The sequence below is a fragment of the Posidoniimonas corsicana genome (assembly GCF_007859765.1).
GTDB classification, from domain to species: domain Bacteria; phylum Planctomycetota; class Planctomycetia; order Pirellulales; family Lacipirellulaceae; genus Posidoniimonas; species Posidoniimonas corsicana.
On record NZ_SIHJ01000002.1, the window covers coordinates 183381 to 200651 of the forward strand.

Here is a 17271-nt window from a genome sequence, read left to right on the forward strand (position 1 = left end):
CAACGTGCTCCTACCCTAACGGTGAATCGTGGCTGGACACGGGCGACGAGTCTGCTGCCTGCCCTGCGGGTTCGGGCTCTATGGAGTTGGTCGCGGCCGTCACGCGACCAACCTCGATACCTAAGGCCAGCACCACCGCCTGCACGCCAAACTCGACCATCAACGACCGGTGCAAAGAGTTGCCGGCAAGCTCGGCTACCGCGTAGCCAACCGCAACGCCAACGGCGGTGTGCAGAATGCACCGCAACGCTCCGGGGATCGGCAGCTGTCGGATCGCCACGACGAGAATCGCGATCACGCCAGGCGCCACCACGCCAACCCACTGGGTCACCGCCAAGGGGCTGCCGTTCTGTTGCGTCGCGCGGCCAATGAGCCCGGCCATTAAAGCGACCGCGGTCATCCAGAACAACAGGTGCTTGATCGAGTACCCGAGTGTTAACCCCGCGTGGTCGGATTCACGGCTGACCTGACGCCACGCGGGGGTCCTCGCCAGCAACCACAGCACCACCAGCGGGAACAGCCCCTGGAGCAGGTTGCGGCAGGTGTAGTCCAAGAACGTGAACTCGAAGAAGAATCCAATCTGCTGGCGGATCCACGAAGCGCACAGCAGGATCACCGGCGGCGCGAGCCAAGAGACCACGCCGTGTCGGCGCCGGAACGCGAGCCACACGCCGACCAGGCAAATCTGCCCCACCGCAAAGCCGCTGATGATATTCAATGCAAACGGGAATTGGCCGCCACGCCAACCGGATCCGAACAGCAATGCAACGGTCAGATCAAGCAGCAGGACTACGATGAGCGTCGCCAACGGCGTGTCCTTTCGGTTGGCTGCGACGTTCTAGTGAAGCATTACGCCGACGTTGAGCAAAACGCTTTGCCAGTCCTTAAACCAGACCTGTAAGCGGCCCTTCGCCGCAGTAGTCGGGGTTGCCGAAGGTCTCGACCCGGGAGCCAAACTGCTGCGCCAGCCACAGCAGCAGGCGGTTGTGATGCACCCCGCCCATGTGCAGCGTCCGTCCGCCGGCGGTCCCCAGGCCGCCGCCGATCAGCACAAACGGCGTGTCGACGTGGGTGTGGCTGTTGCCCTTTCCCAGCTCGTTGGTCCACACGATCACCGTGTTTTCGAGCAGCGAACCGTCGCCGCCCGGCTCAGGCGTCTCGGATAACCGCTTTGCCAGGTGCGCGATCTCGCCGCAGTACCAGGCGTTGATGCGGGTCAGCTTGTCGACGGCCTCGGCGTTCTTGTCGGGCTCGTGGGATAGCTCGTGGTGCCCTTCGTCCACGCCGATCCACCGCAGGCGGAGCCCGCCGACCGAGTGGGTGTACTGCAGGGTGGCGACCCGCGAGAAGTCGGCCAGCATGCCGCTCACCAGCAGCTCGATCTGCATGCGGCTGATCTTGGGGACATCGTCGTTCTGTTCGCTGACATCGGGCTCCAGCTCGGGGGCGGCGTGCTGCGGGCCGGCGGCGCTGTCGGACATCAGGGTCCGCTCCATGCTCCGCACCAGCTCGGCGTGCTCCGATAAGAGCCGGCGGTCGGCGTCGCTGACCATCGATTCGACCCGCTTGAAGTCCTCCTGGATGTCGTCCAGCACGCTCTTCACCAGTTCGCTGTCGCGTCGGCTCCCGTAGAGCTTGGCGAACATCTGGTACGGGTTGCTGATCGGCGCGATCGGCTTGTTGGGGCCGGCGTAGACCATCCGGGTCCAGGTGTCGGCGCGGTCGGGCACGTGCACGCCGAACTCCAGTGAGCCGAACCGCGTCCGCGTGGCGGCATCGGACTGCAACACGCTCTTGATCTCCTGGTCGACGGAGCGGCCGCTCGACCAACCGGCCGGCGTGTGCCCGCCGCCCTGCACGTTGCCCGGCATCAGCTCGGCGCCGGTCAGCAGGCAGCCGATGCCCCGCATGTGGTCGTCGCCGTCGCCCTTGACGCTGTTGTTGACCCCCTGCAGCGTGAGCACCTGGTCCTTGAACGGCTCGAGCGGCTTGAGGCTCTCGGGCAGCGTGAAGGACTCCGCGTTGGCGTCGGGCCAGAAGGTGCTCGGGATCACCCCGTTGGGGCTGAACACCACCACGAGCCGCTTCTTCCGCAGCCCCGCGCCCGGCGCGTCGGCGGCCAGGCTGGGCAGGTTGAGCACGAACGGCAGCGCGGCGGGCGTGACGCCCAGCGTCCTGAGGAATCGTCTCCGTGAGGTCGGGTACATAGCCGCGTTCCTTTGGTTGTCGGGGGCCCGCTTAGTTGGCGTCGTGCGTCGCGATGATGGCGGCCATCTCGGCGGCCAGGCTCCGAATACTAAAGTCGCCGGACTTGAAGATCTCCATGAGCTGGTCGGGCGTGTCGGCGCCGTAGGCCATCACGGGCTGCTTCGACAGGTGCTCGAACAGCTGAATGACAAACGCCCGCTGCACGTCGCGGCTGTCGGCCAGGAAGTGGGCCAGCTCGCGGGCGTGGCGGAACTCGTGCTCGTGGCCCTCAGTCGTAACGTAGCCGCCGGATGGGTCGATCGGCTTGCCGTGCTCCGCTTCTCGAAGCCGGCCTACCGCGTCGAACTGCTCGAGGCTGAAGCCGAGGTCGTTGATCATCACGTGGCAGTGCTGGCACTCGGGGGGACTGGTCTGCAGCGCGACCCGCTCGCGGGTAGTCATCCCCGGATGCAGGTCGGGCGCGGTCGGCGCCACGGCCACGGGCGGCGGGCGGAGCGCCCGCCCCAGGATGTGCCGGGCCAGGAATACCCCGCGGTGTATCGGCGAGGTCTCGCGGAAGTACGAGTGGTTTGCGACCACAAACGGGTGGGTCACGACGCCCGCCCGGTGCTCGGGCTCGAACGAAACCTGCTGAAACCCGTCATCGCCGGGCGGCTCGGCGCCCAGGAACGACGCCAGTCGGTCGTTGAGGTAGATCTGGTTCGACAGGAACAGCTGGCGGAAGTCGCTGGCTTCGCTACGCAGCACGTCGGTCACGAAAAGCTCGAGCGAGGTGCGCAGGTCGTCCGCCACATGCTCGTCGAAGCCGGCGAACACGTCCGGGTCGCGGCGGATCGGCTCGGGCAGGTTCATCTCCAGCCAGTTGCGGAAGAACTGCACCAGCTTCGCCTCGGAGCGGGGGTCCCCGAGCATCCAGTGCGCCTGCTCCAGCGCCTGCGCCAGGGAGTGGATCTCGCCTTTGCGGGCAAGCAAGCTGAGCGTCTCATCGGGCGTCGAGTCCCACAACGAAAGCGCAAGCCGTGACGCCACCCGCCAGTCCGACTCGGGCCCCGCGGCGCCGAGCTCTGGGTACAAAAAGTACGGCGACTTCAGCGTAGTGAGCAGCGACAGCTTGGCGGCCTGCCGCCAGCGGGCGTCCGTGTCGAAGTAAGCGTCCACGCAGCGGCGGCGCTGCTCGTCGGTGAGCGGCCGGCGGAACGCGCGGTCGGCGAAGTCCAGGCAGAAGGTCCGCACCAACGCCCGGTCGTGCTGCGGATCGCCAGAGAGCTTGAGCCGCCCGGGCAGCTCCTCGATCAGCTTGTCGGCCGCTTCCAGGGCGAGGCGCGTCGTCGCCTCCTCCCACTGCGCCGACACGTTGGCGCCGCGCACGAACCCCTCGCTCTGGTCGTCGGCCGGCAGCGCTGTGTCGAGGATCAGCAGCTCGGGCTGGTCATGCGGCGTCAGCATCTGTGTCGGGATGAGCTGCTCCACGCCGGTAGGGGTCTTCCACCGCAGGCGGACGTAGACGTCCTCCTCAAACACCCGGGTGACCTCCAGCCGCACGTGGTAGACACGCCCCTCGACCAGGTTGATGCGGGCGCGGCCACCGTCGGCGTCGCCGCTCTTGACGCGGCCGTCGATGAGCGGCTCGTCGCGGTCGTTCAGATGGAGCGTGAAACCCGCGTTGGTCTGGACGATGAACTCGTAGGGCCCCGTTTCCGGCGCCCGCACACCGCCGCGCCACAGCATCACAACCGAGTGCTTCCTGGCGCGGGGGATCGGGTCGAGGCTCTTGTCCTCGGGCGGGAAGAGGAACTCCTTGCTGAACAGGCCGGAATCGATCAGCGCAAAATCGACCCGGGCGTCAACCCGCTCGGCCTTGCGACGATCGCCATTGGGTCGGTGCCCCTCGAAGAACTCAGCGGTGAGACCGCGGCTGCCGTCCTCCTTTCCGCGCCATGAAAACGACTGCGCGAGATCGATCAGCGTCTGCCGGTGCTGCCGCGCCGTGAGCCGCGACAACGCCACCCGCGGCGGTCGCAGCCGGGCCTGAGCGATCGGCGAGTAGAACGTATCGTAGACGTAGCGGGCGGCCGCCTCGGCCTCAGCGCCGGTGCAGAGCTCCGGCTCGCCTTCGGGCATGGTGTCGGAGATCACCTCCGAGAGCCGCGACACCGGCAGGTCCCCGGCGAGGGGGATCTCGTAAATGTCCGTTCCCTGCCCCTTGTCGCCGTGGCAGGCAGCGCACCGCTCGGCGTAGATCGCCGCGCCATCGGGAGGAGTGGCCCCCACGCCGCACGCGAGCTGCGTGACGAGCAACGCCGCGAGTACGATCACGGCTCCGCCGGGACTGGATGCTGGCAAACGCATAGGCAGGATCGGGGCGGCCCGTCGGGCCGCAGGCAGGAGGGTTCCCCCTATTGTGGCGGATCGGGCGACCGGTGTCGCCCTAGTTTTGCAAGAATTTGACCTGCCGCGGTGCCCCGTCCGAGACCGGTTCTGTGACCTATGCTTGCCGAGATTCACCGCCCCTACCCTGGACGCCCCGATGCCGACCGCCAACCCGTATCAAGAGTTGTTCGCCAACTGGCCCGATTCGCTGCCGCGCCGCGGGATTGTCATCAATCAGCTGAACGACACCGTCAGCTTCAAGGGGTTTATGATCAAGGGCAGCCTGCTGCTGCTCGAGCGTCAAACGCCTGACGCGATGGGCGGCCGGTTTGTGCTGCTGGAGTTCGAGACCATCGCCGCGATGAAGCTGACCGACCCGCTCAAGACGGAGAACTTCGCCCCGGTTGGGTTCGAGGGCCGTCTGGCGCTAGCCTAAACCACGCTTTTCAACCGCGTCGCGAACGGCTAGAACGCTTGGGGTACCCCACTCCCCCACCGGGCCGCCGCCATGCGTAACCTGATCGCCGCCGCTCTACTGCTGACCGCCGCCTGCTCCGCCTGTGCCCAAGACTGGCGTCAGTGGCGCGGCCCCACCGGCGACAACCACGCGGCGGCCGGCGCCACAGCGCCGGTCGAGTGGTCCGAGGACGCGGGCCTGGCCTGGCTGACGCCGATCCCCGGCAGGGGGCACAGCTCGCCCACCATCGTCGGCGACCGCATCTACCTAACCACGGCCGACGAACAGGAGCAGACGCAGTCGCTGCTGATCGTCGACAAGGCGACCGGCAGGCTGATCCGCCAGGAGGTCGCGCACCGCGACGGCCTGCCCGCCCGCATCCACGGCAACAACACCCACGCCAGCCCGACCGTGGCGAGCGACGGCGAGCGCGTGTTCGCACTGTTCTACCAGAAGTCCGGCGCGAGGGTCACCGCCTTCGACCTGTCCGGCCAGCGGCTGTGGCAGCGTAAGGTCTGCGGGTTCGACCCGCAGATGTACCAGTTTGGCTTCGGGTCCTCGCCCCGCCTGGTTGACGGCAAGCTGATCATCAGCGCCGAGTACGACGGCCCCGACGCGGGCGTGTACGCCATCGACCCGGCCGACGGAGGCGAGATCTGGAAGGCGCCGCGCCGGCCTGGCATCAGCTTCTCAACCCCGATCGACGCACAGCTCGCCGGCCGCCGGCAGCTGATGCTGAGCGGCGACGGACTGATTGTTTCCTACGACCCGGCCACCGGCGAGAAGCTCTGGTCGCAGATCGCTAGCACGGTCGCCACCTGCGGCACCATGGTGTGGGACGCCGAGAACCAACTCGCGTTCGCGAGCGGCGGCTACCCCGACTCTTTCACGCTCGCCATCCGAGCCGACGGCGAGCACCAGGTGGTGTGGGACAACAGCGTCAAGTGCTACGAGCAGTCGCTGCTGTTCGCTAACGGGTACGTGTACGGCGTTTCGGACCGTGGGGTAGCCTACTGCTGGCGTTCGATCGACGGCGAGGAGATGTGGCGCCAGCGGCTGGGCGGCGGCTACAGCGCGTCCCCGGTGCTGGTCGGCGACGCCATCTACGTCAGCAGCGAGCAAGGCACGACCTTCGTCTTCCGCGCGACCCACGAGGGCTACCAGCAGCTCGCCGAAAACCAGCTTGGGACCGACTGCTTCCCCACCACCACCCCCTCGGGCGGCCGCCTGTACCACCGCTACGGCAACGGCCAGGGCGCCCAGCGGCAGGAGTACCTGGCGGCGATTGGGGAGTAACTCCGGAGTTCCGCAACCGCCCTGCGGCGCCCTCTCGGACGCCGATTCTCTGGACCGGCGAACCAGCACGACCGCTGCATGCGCAAGTTGCTTGCGGCGGCGGGTCTCCGTACTTAGTATCAAGGGGTGCTTCTCCTACCACGTCGCACGCCGCGCCCTCTGTGCGCCTCCACTCCACCGCCTGCGGCCGACACCAACGCTACCCTGATTGCCCCCTATGACTACCTCGCGACTCTGCCGCGCCTTGCTGCTCGCGGCGTTCGTCCCGTTGTTGAACTACGCCCGGCCTGCCGAGGCTCAAACCAGCGCGGCGCAGCCCAACATCGTGCTGATCATGGTGGACGATGCGGGCTACAACGAGTACGGGTTCGCCAACGACTTGTTTGGCCAAAGCCGGATCTCTGACACGCCGAACATCAACGCGCTCGCCGCCGGCGGCGCCATCTTTTCACAGGGCTACGTATCGGCGCCCCTCTGCAGCCCCTCCCGCGCGGCGATGCTGACCGGTCAGTACGCCAACCGGTTCGGATGGGAGAACAACCCCAGCAACGACACCAGCAGCCCGCAGGGCCTAACCGCCAGCCAGCTCACGATGGGGCACCACCTTCAGTCGCTTGGCTACACGACCGGCGTGGTGGGCAAGTGGCACCTCGGCTACCAGGACGACCTCAACCGACCTCAGGACATGGGCTTCGACGAGTTCTACGGTCTGCTCGGAGGGGGACGCGACTACTGGCCTTGGCCGGGCGCCTCGGACCGCTCTCGGATGAGGCGCGGCGACGAGGACATCGAACACCTGTGGGGCGCCGAGGGGGATTCTTCTCTGTACGACCCGTCTAGGGGGCGTTACCTGACGGACGCGTTCGGCGAAGAGAGCGCCGATTTCATCAACCGGAACGCCTCGACCGGGCAGCCCTTCTTCCTCTACACGGCGATCACGGCCCCCCACACGCCGATCCAGGTCAAGCAGTCGGACCTCGACCACTTCGACGGGATTATCGACGACCCCGACCGCAAGAAGATCGCAGCGCTCAACTACTCCGCCGACCGCGCGGTGGGGATGATCATGGACGCCCTGGAAGCCAACGGCGTTGAGGATAACACGGTCGTTGTATTCCTCAACGACAACGGCGCGCCGGCATTCGACATCGGGCAGACCAACAGCCCCTTCTTTGGCACCAAGGGGCAGATGTTCGACGGCGGCATACGCGTGCCGTTCTTGATGAAGGCGCCGGGGACCGAGGCCCAGGTTTACGACCAGCCCATCACCACCCGCGACCTGCTCCCAACGTTCTACGCGATGGGGGGGGGCGATCCGAGCCAGCTCGATGTCGACGGCGTGGACCTCACCCCGCACCTCAACGGCGTCGACGAGTCCAACCCCCACGAGGTCCTGTTCTGGCGTGGCACCGACGGCCGATTTGCCGTGAGGAAAGGCGACTGGAAGCTCGTGCGGCCAACGGACCACCCGTTCGCACGACTCAACAACATGGTGTGGGACCCCTCGGAACGGACCTACTTCAATGGCAACGCCAACAACGGCATGTACCAGCACGTCGTCGACGACCTGAACCGCGAGCTCACACACTGGGAGGCCACGCTGGAACGACCGAAGTGGGACGACCTCGGCGACCTCGACTTCAACACCGAGGACCACTTCGTCTTCCGCAACGACCCCGCCGCTGCGGACTGGAGCACAGCGGGCGGGTGGAGCTTCGGAGGGAGCGGCGAGGCCGCGACCCTGATGCCGCAGGACGCGTACGCCAACGCGGTCCTCGAGTTCACCACCAACGACTCAGGCGACTACACGTCGACGAACAATATGCGTCGCGCTACCCGACGCGAGTTCATGCTCAATCAGGTGCGTTTCACCGGCGAGTTCGCGGGCGCCGGCGATCACCAGGCGACCATCAACCGCAGCCTGGACATCGGCATGGTGTTCGTCAACAACCTCAGCGGCGAAGGCCCCAAGATCCGCATCGACGCGACCTCGACGGGCGGCAACAACTTTGACTTCGTCTTCGACCAGATCGCCTACCTGCTGCACGACCTCGAGATCACCGGCGACGGCACCCAGCTTCCCCGCCTCACGGGCGCCACGACCGACTACGATTTGCCCACCCGCATCACCAAGACCGGCGCCAGCACCGTTGTGCTGGAAGGACTGATCGATGTTGGGACCGGAGTGACCGTCAACGGGGGCGCCATCATCGTCGACGCCGCCAACGCCGAGCTCACCACCGCTGGCGACATCACGCTCACGCCCGCCGGCTCGCTCGAGCTCCGCAACGGTCGCGTGCGGGCCGACAGGCTCAACACGGCCGGCGCGTCGTTCGCGATGACGGGCGGCGTGCTCTCGGCCGACCTCGTCAACGGAGACCTCGCGGTCTCGGGTGGCGTGCTCGCACCTGGCGAGTCGATCGGCGACACCGTCGTCAGCGGCGGGCTGCTGCTGGACTCCGGCGCAACGCTTGAGATCGAGATCTCCGCCGCCGGGGGGCAGCTCTCCCACGACAGGCTCTCGGTCACCAACACGGCGGACCTCCGCGGCGCCCTGCAGGTAGTCGCCATCGACGGCTTCACCGCCGCGGCAGGCCAGGTCTTCCAACTCGCCTTCGCCGATACGATCGTCGACGGCGGCCTGCAGCTCACCGGCGACGCCGGCGGACTGGAGCTGGTCCACATCAGTGGCGTCTTCGACACGCTCGCCCTGCTCGACACCAACGCCCTGCCGGGCGACTTCAACGGCGACGGCGCTGTCGACGCCGCCGACTACACCGTCTGGCGCGACAACCTGGGCGCGGTCGGGGCCCCCGGCCTCCCCGGCGACGGCGACGACGGCTCCGGCTTCGGCGTCCGCGACGGCGTCGTCGACGAGCACGACCTCGCATTCTGGCGGACCTGGTACGGGCTCGACTACCAGGCAGTCAGCGGCGGTCAGTTTGCTTCGGTCCCCGAGCCGTCGGCCGGAATGCTGCTGCTCGTTTCCATCGGGTTTCTTCGCCGGCGGAAGGCTGCTTTGGTACGATAAAAGTAAAGCCACAAATCCCACTAAGGTGGTTGGCTTCCGGATCTCCCCTTGCAACAGTTCGCCCCGCAGAGTCGATCTCATGCCACGGCTGCACCGTCTGATCTCTCTGTCAATTAGTCTCCTGTCTATCGGATTGTGTGTCACCAGCGCTCATGCGATCACTCGCGGACAGCGGAATTCCTTTGAAGATGGGCTTGCCCATGGTTGGGAATCACCAACCGGGTCGGCATCCGTACAGTCCGGCGACGGGGACGGTCACCCGCTCGATCAGTACATCGCGTACACATCCACTGGCAACGACGACCTTTCAGGCCACCTTCTCTTTCGAAACTCAACTGAGTGGGTCGGGGACTATTCCCTCGGAGGGGGGCCGCTGCTAATCTCGCCCCAGTACACAGGACCAGCCGAGGTTGACCTCTACCTAACAATCTCCAACGGTGACACAACCTACGCAGTATCTTGGTTCTTCGGCCCAGCCCTCACACCTGGCGAATGGGAGTCGGGCGAGATGTATTTCCCTCTCGGCGACATTGGCATAGACTCGATTGTGAACCTTTCGGGAAACGCAACCTTTCAAGAAGTGATGTCGGGCGTTACTGAGACTCGGTTAATTGCAAGTCCCGCCCTCCCCGTGATTGGCGCTGACGGTCCAGTTGGCAGCCCCATCCCAGGGACTCTCAAGATCAGCAATCTCTCGTTTGCTGCAATGCCGGAACCCATGTCCGCTACACTTCTCTGTGTGGCGATTGGCGCAGCTGCGGCACACCGTCGCCGCGGCTAGGGGCCCCCTTGCTCCCCCGCTATAATCGGCCTTATGGCCGAGTCCGCTTCCCCCGCCGTGCTCAACATTGCCGCGTACAAGTTCACGCGGATCGACTCCCTCAAGGAGCTGCGGCACAGCCTGCGCCGGTTCTGCCAGCGGCAGAAGCTCCGCGGCACCATCCTGCTCGCGCCGGAGGGGATCAACCTGTTTGTGGCCGGCGAGGAGCCGGCCGTGGGAAAGCTGCTCGAGCGGCTCGAGTCCCACCCCGAGATCGGCCCGCTGGAGGTCAAACGCAGCTCCACCGCCTACCAGCCGTTCAACCGCATGCTGGTCAAGGTGAAGCAGGAGATCATCGCGTTCGGCGTCGACGGCGTAGAGCCCGGCGGGGAGGACTGCCACAAGATCTCGCCCGCCGAACTCAAGCAGTGGCTGGACGAGGGCCGCGACTTCACGCTGCTCGACACCCGCAACGACTACGAGGTGAAGCTCGGCGCGTTCGAGCACGCCGAGGTCCCCCACATCGACCACTTCCGCGAGTTCCCGGCGGCCGTGGACCGGTTCCCTGACCACTGGCGCGAGAAGCCGCTGGTGATGTACTGCACCGGCGGCATCCGCTGCGAGAAGGCCGGCCCGCTGTTGACGCGCCGCGGCTTCCGCAATGTGTTGCAGCTGGACGGCGGCATCCTCAAGTACTTCGAGGAGGTCGGCCAGGCGCACTACCGCGGCGACTGCTTTGTGTTCGACCAGCGGGTGGCGGTTGACGCCGCGCTCCGCGAGACCGGCGCCGCCCAGTGCTACGCCTGCCAGGCGATCCTCACGGAGGAGGAGCAGCGTTCGCCCCACTACGTGAAGAGCGAGAGCTGCCCCCACTGCTACCGGCCGGCCGACGAGGAGCTCGCCGCGCGGCTCGCCCAGCGGCAGGCCGACCTGCAGGCGGCCGCCACGCCGCTGCCCGGCAGCCTGCCCTACGACAACCTGCGGCCGATCTACGTGCCCGCCCGCTGCGACGGCATGCCGCTGCCGCGGTTCCTCGCCGCGGTCGCCCAGGCGGGCGCGCTCGAGTGGTGGACCGCGGAGGTCAACGCCGGCCGCCTGCAGTACGCCGGCCGCACGGTGGACGCCAGCCGCCGGGTCGAGGCCGGCCAGCGGTACGACCACCTGCAGCCCAACCTGGTCGAGCCCGACGTGGACGCCGGCGTCCGCATCCTCCACGAGGACGAGGCGATCGTCGTGGTCGACAAGCCGGCGCCGCTGCCGATGCACCCCTGTGGGCGGTTCAACCGCAACACGCTCTCGTTCCTGCTCGGTCAGGTGTACCAGCCGCAACAGCTGCGGAACGCCCACCGCCTGGACAGCAACACCCAGGGCGTGGCGGTGCTGACCCGCACGCGGCGGATGGCCCAGCGGCTGCAGCCACAGTTCAGCCAAGGGCTCGTCGAGAAACGCTACTTGGCCCGCGTGCACGGCTCGCCCGCCAAGGACCGGTTCGGCTGCACGGCGGCAATCTCCAAGGAAACGGCCGCCGCCGGCATCAAGCTACTCGACGCCGACGGCGCCGCCAGCGAAACCCGCTTCCGCGTCATCCAGCGGTTCGCCGACGGCACGACGCTCCTGGACGTCCGCCCGCTGACCGGCCGCACCAACCAGATCCGCCTGCACCTGTGGTCGCTCGGCCTGCCAATCGTCGGCGACCCGACCTACCGCACCGGCGGCCGCGTCACCAAGCAGCAGGCGCTCGACACCGACGACCCGCCGATGTGCCTGCAGTCGGCCGCCATCCGCTTCACGCACCCGGCGACCGAGCAGCCGGTCGAGTTCACCGCCGAACCGCCCGAGTGGGCCAGCCCCGACTGGCGCCCCGACCCCAATTCACTGCCGCTCGGCGGCCGCGTGAGCAGCTAACGCCGATAGCCGATTACCAACAGCTACCCGCCACCAACTAAACACCACACCCCACTTGCAACCCACCAACCTAGAACGCACCGACGACGGCCTGCGGATCACCTGGTCCGACGGCCAGGTCCGCCAGTACACCGCCGGCGAACTCCGCAAGGCCTGCCCGTGCGCGACCTGCCGCGAGAAGCACGGCGCGCCCGCGCCGCCGGCCAACATGCTGCCGGTGCTCTCGCCCGAGGAGGCCCGCCCGCTGTCAATCCAGGGCATGCGCTCGGCCGGCGGCTACGCGTACGCGATCAAGTTCTCCGACGGCCACGGCAGCGGCCTCTACCAGTTCGACCTGCTGCGCGAGCTGGGCGAAGCGGTCGACGCGTAACTTCGGCCCGAGAGGTTCACACCTCCCCAGTGCCGACTCGTAGCCCCCGGCTCTGCCGGGGGACGGCCCGTCCGTTGGTGCGCAATCCCCCGGCGGAGCCGGGGGCTACGGGCAACTTGGTTTGCCTGCGGCACTAGCGAAGCCGCCTTCAGCAGACGGCCGTCACCCGTCGGCGGCCTTCCCCTTTCGCCTTTCCTCTTTCCCCTTTCGCACCGACTTTTGTCCCTTCTGGCGCTATCGATCCTTAGGGACAAAAGTCGACTCACACCGCTAGCCGGAAGACTCGTTTCACGCTTGTACAGCAGTGTCCGGCGCGTCCTGCGTGGTCGACTCAGCGGCGACTTTTGTCCCCTCGGCGCCCGGCATAGGGACAGAAGTCCCGCCGGCCGCTTCGCCCGCCAGGGTCGCGAACAGCAGGTCGAGCCCCGGCTGCAGCCGGTCCTGCGTCAGCGGGCAGATCACCTCCCGCTGCACCAGTTGCCGGGCCTTGGCGTGGGCGTCGGTCACCGCCCGCAGAAACTCCCCGTCACGTCGTTTGTCCTTGCCGCTTTGCCCGCGGCGTTCCTGGCGGTCCAGCATCCAGGCCGCGGCCCGCCAGTGCGTCCCCGACGCGCGGCGCATCGCCTCGAGCGGGTTCAGGTCGGCGGCCAGCTGGGCCCGCCGCATCCGCTCGTCGAAGTCTGGCTCGCAGTCCCGCAGCCGGCGGATGGTCTTCACGCTGCAGCCGACGTACATCGCCACCTTGGGCAGCGACATGCCGGCCGAAACCAACGCGCAAACCTCCCGCTGCTTCTGATCGTCTAGGCTCTTTGGTCGCCCCATCGCCATCGCTCACCCCCCTGTGTAGAACCCGCGCAACACCCCTCAGAACCCTTGATTCTACGGGTCCGGGTGGCCTGGTTTCTACCAAAAAAACAGGGGGATTCTGCCGGCCAGTCACCGCCTCCCTCAGCCCTAAGAGAACGCCCTGCGCGAGCCGGCGGCACGCGCAGGGCGTGGGCATTCTGGGGATTCAGAAAGCGGTGAGGTATCAAGCCGCGCGACGGCGGCGGGCCGCTGCGACCGCGCCCACCAGGGCCAGCCACGCCGTGGCTGGCTCGGGCACGACCTGGAAGACGTCGTTGGCCCCGCCGGTGGTCATCCACGTGAATGGGATGTCCAGCGAGTAGCCGTCGACCTGGCTGGGATCGAGCTTGGGGACGAACGGCTGCGAGACCACCGCGGTCATCTCGAACGAACCGCCGACAACGCCGTCGAACAACCCAGCCCCGGTCCCGGCGATCGGCGTGAAGTCCGCGACAAACTCCGCGGTGAACTCGGTTGCGCTGACGGGCGTCAGGGTCACGACGCCCTGGTAGTTCAGCGAGATCTGGCTGCCATCGCCCGGTGCGGTGCTGGAGAAGGTAACCGGAACCGAGTTGCTGAAATCGGCCACCAACGGGGGGCCGGGGTCGGTAATCATCACGCCCCCCACGTCCGCCGAGGTCAGTTCGTACGGCAGGCTCTCGCCCCGAAAGTTAATCATTCCTGTCGCGTTGAACGGCGCGAAATCGGTCGGCACGGCCGACAAGAAATCGGCGGTCCCAGCGCCGTCGATCGACACCGGCAGCGGCGTCTGGGCGGAGGCCGAGGCGGCGGCAATCAGCGCCGACATCAGCGGGAAACAGATCCAGTGTTTCATGAGGTCTTCCTGTGGTGTGGTGAGACTTCCGCCTAGGATGCGGGCAAGCGTATCCGATGCCGGCCTCGCGTCAATCATCTGTGCAGAAAGTTAACCAAACCCGCGGTGGCGTTGCTCAGCCCCAGACGCCTTCCCTCCCCCTGCACACGCCTGCAAGGAATGCCCCCGCCGTGTCCGCTGCGTGCTATGGCTGCCTGGGGCGACTAAGCTGCTCACCCCCAACCTTGCCCATGAAGTCTGTTCCCATGCCGTGGTTTGGGCGGATCCGCTTTTCGACCAGGACCCTGCTGCTGCTTACGCCGGCGGTGGCGCTGGCGGTGGCGCTGGCGGTGGTGCTGGTGCAGGCGTGGCCCAGCCATGGCGAGTGGCTCGGCCCCGCGGTGCTGGCGGGATCATTCCTGCTAACAACAGCGCTGGGCGCCGCCGTATGGATCGCGCCGCGGCGCCAACGGTGGGCCCGCCGGGCGCTGATCGGAGCACTGGCGGTGCTGCTATCGATTGGGCTGCTGTACCTGTCGTTCGGGCCGGCGTGCTGGGCGATGGCGTTCTATCACCCTCCTCCGCCAGCGGCCGCCAGGCTGTTCCATCACGTGTACGGCCCCATCGCCACCAACGTGGTGTTCGCCCCGCCGCGGCTCAGGGAGGCATGCGTCGCGTACCTCGGCTGGTGGATGCCCGCCGGCGCCGACTTCTGGGAGGTCGACCGCGGGATCGGCTTCAACGTTCCTGGGTGGTCCTACACGATCATCAGCTACTAGGCGGCCGACGATCACCGTTGCGCGCGCCCCGTGCGTTCTGCGCTTTGCGTCGGTTTCCCTTGCAAACGCGAAACGCTTTGCAACGGGCCGGTCGTCCGGGTTACAACGCATAGCCCTCCCCTGCCCTCCCGGAGTTGCTATGCCGATAACCGCTCATTGTCCCGCCACGCTGAAACGGTGTGTTGCGTTCATGATTCTGCTCGTGTCGGCCGGTGGAGCGTTCCCCACCGCGGTCATCGCCACGGAGGTTGTCGACGCCGCGCCGGCCAATGGCTACCGCGGCATCTGGTACAGCGTTGGCCGCACCGGCGATGAGTACCGCTACAAGTACTCCGGCGGCCTGGGCACGTACTGCGCCAAGCACGCCCCATTCGCCGTGCACCGGGCGGAGGTCGGCAAGACGTTCTTTGTGTACGGCGGGGCGGCGAGCGGGACCACCGACCGGCTGGTGCACATGGTGGGCTGCTACGACCACCAGACGGGCCTCGTCGCGCGGCCGCGGCTGCTGCTCGACAAGCAGACCGGCGACGCGCACGACAACCCGGTCCTGTCGGTCGACGACGAAGGCCACCTATGGGTGTTCTCCACCTCGCACGGGCGCGGCCGACCGTCGTTTATCCACAAGAGCGTCGAGCCGCACGCCATCGACCGGTTCGAGCGGATCGACGCCGTTTACGGTGGGGCCGGCGGCGAGACCCCGCTCGACAACTTCTCCTACGTGCAGGCCTGGCGGCGCCCGGCGGGCGGCTTCGCCGCGTTCTTCACGCACTACCAGGACCCGGCCGACCGAACCAGCATGTTCATGACCAGCGAGGACGGCCGCCGCTGGTCGGCGTGGACCCGACTGGCGGCGATCGAGAAGGGGCACTACCAGATCTCCGCGGCCCGGGACGGGCTGCTCGCGGCGGCCTTCAACTACCACCCGCGGAGCGGCGGCCTCGACAGCCGCACCAACCTCTACTACCTGCAGACGCCCGACTCGGGCCACAGCTGGCAGACAGCCGATGGCCAGCCGGTCGACACGCCCGTCACCTCGCCCAACTCGCCCTGCCTGGTGCACGACTTCGCAAGCGAGGGCCGGAACGTCTACCTGAAGGATATCCGGCTGGACGGCGCCGGCCGGCCGCTGATCCTGGTGGTCACCAGCGGGGGGCACGCGCCCGGGCCCACCAACGACCCGCGCACCTGGGAGCTGTTCCGCTGGACCGGCGACGCCTGGCGGCGGAGCGTGGTGGCGCGGTCGGACAACAACTACGACATGGGCTCGCTCTACCTGGAAGACGGCCGCCTGCGGGTGATTGCCCCGACGCTGCCCGGGCCGCAGGCGTACAACCCGGGCGGTGAGATCGCCATGCACGTCAGCACCGACGGCGGCCAGGCGTGGCGGCTCGAGCGGCGCCTTACCGATGGGTCGGAGCACAACCACGGCTACGTGCGGCGGCCGGTGGACGCGGCGGCCGACTTCTACGCCCTGTGGGCCGACGGTCACGGACGCCAGCCGTCGGAGTCGCGGCTCTACTTCTGCACGCAGGCGGGCGAGGTGTTCCGGCTGCCGACAACCATGGATAGCGCTTGGGCCCGCCCACAACCGGTGACGGCCCCGCCCGCTGACGCGCGCCCATAGCGACGAGGCCGGCCATGCGCCGCAAGAGTTGCCCCGCCGCCGGTCGGTTCGGTATGCTCGCACCAGCGGCGCCCCGCCGTCACCGCTCTGTTTTCTACGAAGGGACGCGCCATGTCGATGTACGCGATGATCGAGCTAGACGAGTCGGGCCACCAGCCCCTCCCCCCGGAGTTCGACCCGGACAACCAGGGCTTTGTCTACGGGCAGAACCTGGGGCAGTGCCGCGGTATCGACGAGCTCAACGCGATCTGCGAGGCGGCGGGCGTCGAGCCGATCGAGAACTTCCTGGCCGAAGACCTCGACGAAGAGGAGATGGAGGAGTTTGGCCTCGACCCTGACGAGATCGACGAGAAGTGGTCGCCGCTGGAAGACGGCGTGGCGACACTCAAGGCGCTGATCGCCGAGTTGGAGAAGCGGCCCGCCGACTCCCTCATCGGCGAGCACCCGGCCGAAGCGATCCTGTGGGACCTGCGGGTCAGCCTGTCGATCCCCCACAACGCACCGCCGGACCAGCTATTCCGCTACGTCGTGGGGTAGCCGTGGCAAGACTCGCTTGTGCGGGTCGAATACCTGCTAACCACCTAGCGGAGCCGACCATGGCCGCCGCGGAGCAACGGACAGGACCGACGAGGAGAGAGCGATGAGCGGAGCCTCCCCTGAAAAGTCCAACGGATTCAACCCCACCTGGCTCGCTGCAGGCGTCGCGATCGGCGCGGGGTTGGGGGCGGCGATGGGCAACATCGCCATTGGGGTAGCGTTGGGAGTGGCGATCGGCGCCGGGATGGCCACCGCCTCTACGAAACAAAACTGA

The 17271-nt window shown here is 67.4% G+C and carries 14 protein-coding genes; 9 read left to right on the forward strand and 5 right to left on the reverse strand.

The features are described from left to right. Positions 1–10 precede the first annotated feature (10 nt). The 3 genes from KOR34_RS16830 to KOR34_RS16840 form a co-directional block, all read right to left on the reverse strand. Positions 11–808, reverse strand: a complete 798-nt coding sequence (locus KOR34_RS16830; RefSeq protein WP_146566326.1) for a hypothetical protein — start codon at positions 806–808, stop codon at positions 11–13. Between the two features lie 76 nt (positions 809–884). Then, positions 885–2207: a DUF1552 domain-containing protein gene (locus KOR34_RS16835; RefSeq protein ID WP_146566328.1), complete on the reverse strand. Its 1323-nt coding sequence runs from the start codon at positions 2205–2207 to the stop codon at positions 885–887. A gap of 31 nt (positions 2208–2238) precedes the next feature. Further along, on the reverse strand, positions 2239–4524 hold the full coding sequence (locus KOR34_RS16840) for a DUF1588 domain-containing protein (RefSeq protein WP_197531510.1): 2286 nt from the start codon (positions 4522–4524) through the stop codon (positions 2239–2241). A 211-nt stretch (positions 4525–4735) separates the two neighbouring features. On the opposite strand from KOR34_RS16840, the gene KOR34_RS16845 reads away from it, so the two are divergent. The 5 genes from KOR34_RS16845 (at position 4736) to KOR34_RS16865 (ending at position 12397) form a co-directional block, all read left to right on the forward strand. After that, entirely contained in the window at positions 4736–5014 is a 279-nt protein-coding gene (locus tag KOR34_RS16845; RefSeq protein WP_146566332.1) for a hypothetical protein, read from the forward strand. Positions 5015–5086: 72 nt separating this feature from the next. Continuing rightward, positions 5087–6331 (forward strand): outer membrane protein assembly factor BamB family protein, encoded by a 1245-nt coding sequence (locus tag KOR34_RS16850; protein ID WP_146566334.1) that lies wholly within the window; start codon positions 5087–5089, stop codon positions 6329–6331. A 217-nt stretch (positions 6332–6548) separates the two neighbouring features. Further along, positions 6549–9362 carry a sulfatase-like hydrolase/transferase gene (locus tag KOR34_RS16855; protein WP_146566336.1) on the forward strand — a complete coding sequence of 938 codons (2814 nt, stop codon included), beginning with the start codon at positions 6549–6551 and terminating at the stop codon, positions 9360–9362. 814 nt (positions 9363–10176) lie between these two features. Then, positions 10177–12027 carry an oxygen-dependent tRNA uridine(34) hydroxylase TrhO gene (gene trhO, locus KOR34_RS16860; RefSeq protein WP_146566338.1) on the forward strand — a complete coding sequence of 617 codons (1851 nt, stop codon included), beginning with the start codon at positions 10177–10179 and terminating at the stop codon, positions 12025–12027. Positions 12028–12082: 55 nt separating this feature from the next. Next, entirely contained in the window at positions 12083–12397 is a 315-nt protein-coding gene (locus KOR34_RS16865) for a DUF971 domain-containing protein (protein WP_146566340.1), read from the forward strand. Positions 12398–12685: 288 nt separating this feature from the next. On the opposite strand, the gene KOR34_RS16870 is transcribed toward KOR34_RS16865, so the two are convergent. Together KOR34_RS16870 and KOR34_RS16875 are read right to left on the reverse strand one after the other, a co-directional pair. After that, on the reverse strand, positions 12686–13225 hold the full coding sequence (locus KOR34_RS16870; protein ID WP_146566342.1) for a helix-turn-helix domain-containing protein: 540 nt from the start codon (positions 13223–13225) through the stop codon (positions 12686–12688). A 202-nt stretch (positions 13226–13427) separates the two neighbouring features. Further along, a complete protein-coding gene (locus KOR34_RS16875; protein WP_197531512.1) occupies positions 13428–14078 on the reverse strand; it encodes a PEP-CTERM sorting domain-containing protein in 651 nt (216 codons plus the stop codon). A 230-nt stretch (positions 14079–14308) separates the two neighbouring features. On the opposite strand from KOR34_RS16875, the gene KOR34_RS16880 reads away from it, so the two are divergent. From KOR34_RS16880 to KOR34_RS26760, 4 genes are all read left to right on the forward strand, one after another. Then, on the forward strand, positions 14309–14836 hold the full coding sequence (locus KOR34_RS16880; RefSeq protein ID WP_146566346.1) for a hypothetical protein: 528 nt from the start codon (positions 14309–14311) through the stop codon (positions 14834–14836). Between the two features lie 190 nt (positions 14837–15026). After that, positions 15027–16460 (forward strand): BNR-4 repeat-containing protein, encoded by a 1434-nt coding sequence (locus KOR34_RS16885; RefSeq protein WP_228714674.1) that lies wholly within the window; start codon positions 15027–15029, stop codon positions 16458–16460. 111 nt (positions 16461–16571) lie between these two features. Further along, on the forward strand, positions 16572–16997 hold the full coding sequence (locus tag KOR34_RS16890) for a hypothetical protein (RefSeq protein WP_146566348.1): 426 nt from the start codon (positions 16572–16574) through the stop codon (positions 16995–16997). A 103-nt stretch (positions 16998–17100) separates the two neighbouring features. After that, positions 17101–17271 carry a hypothetical protein gene (locus KOR34_RS26760; protein ID WP_197531513.1) on the forward strand — a complete coding sequence of 57 codons (171 nt, stop codon included), beginning with the start codon at positions 17101–17103 and terminating at the stop codon, positions 17269–17271.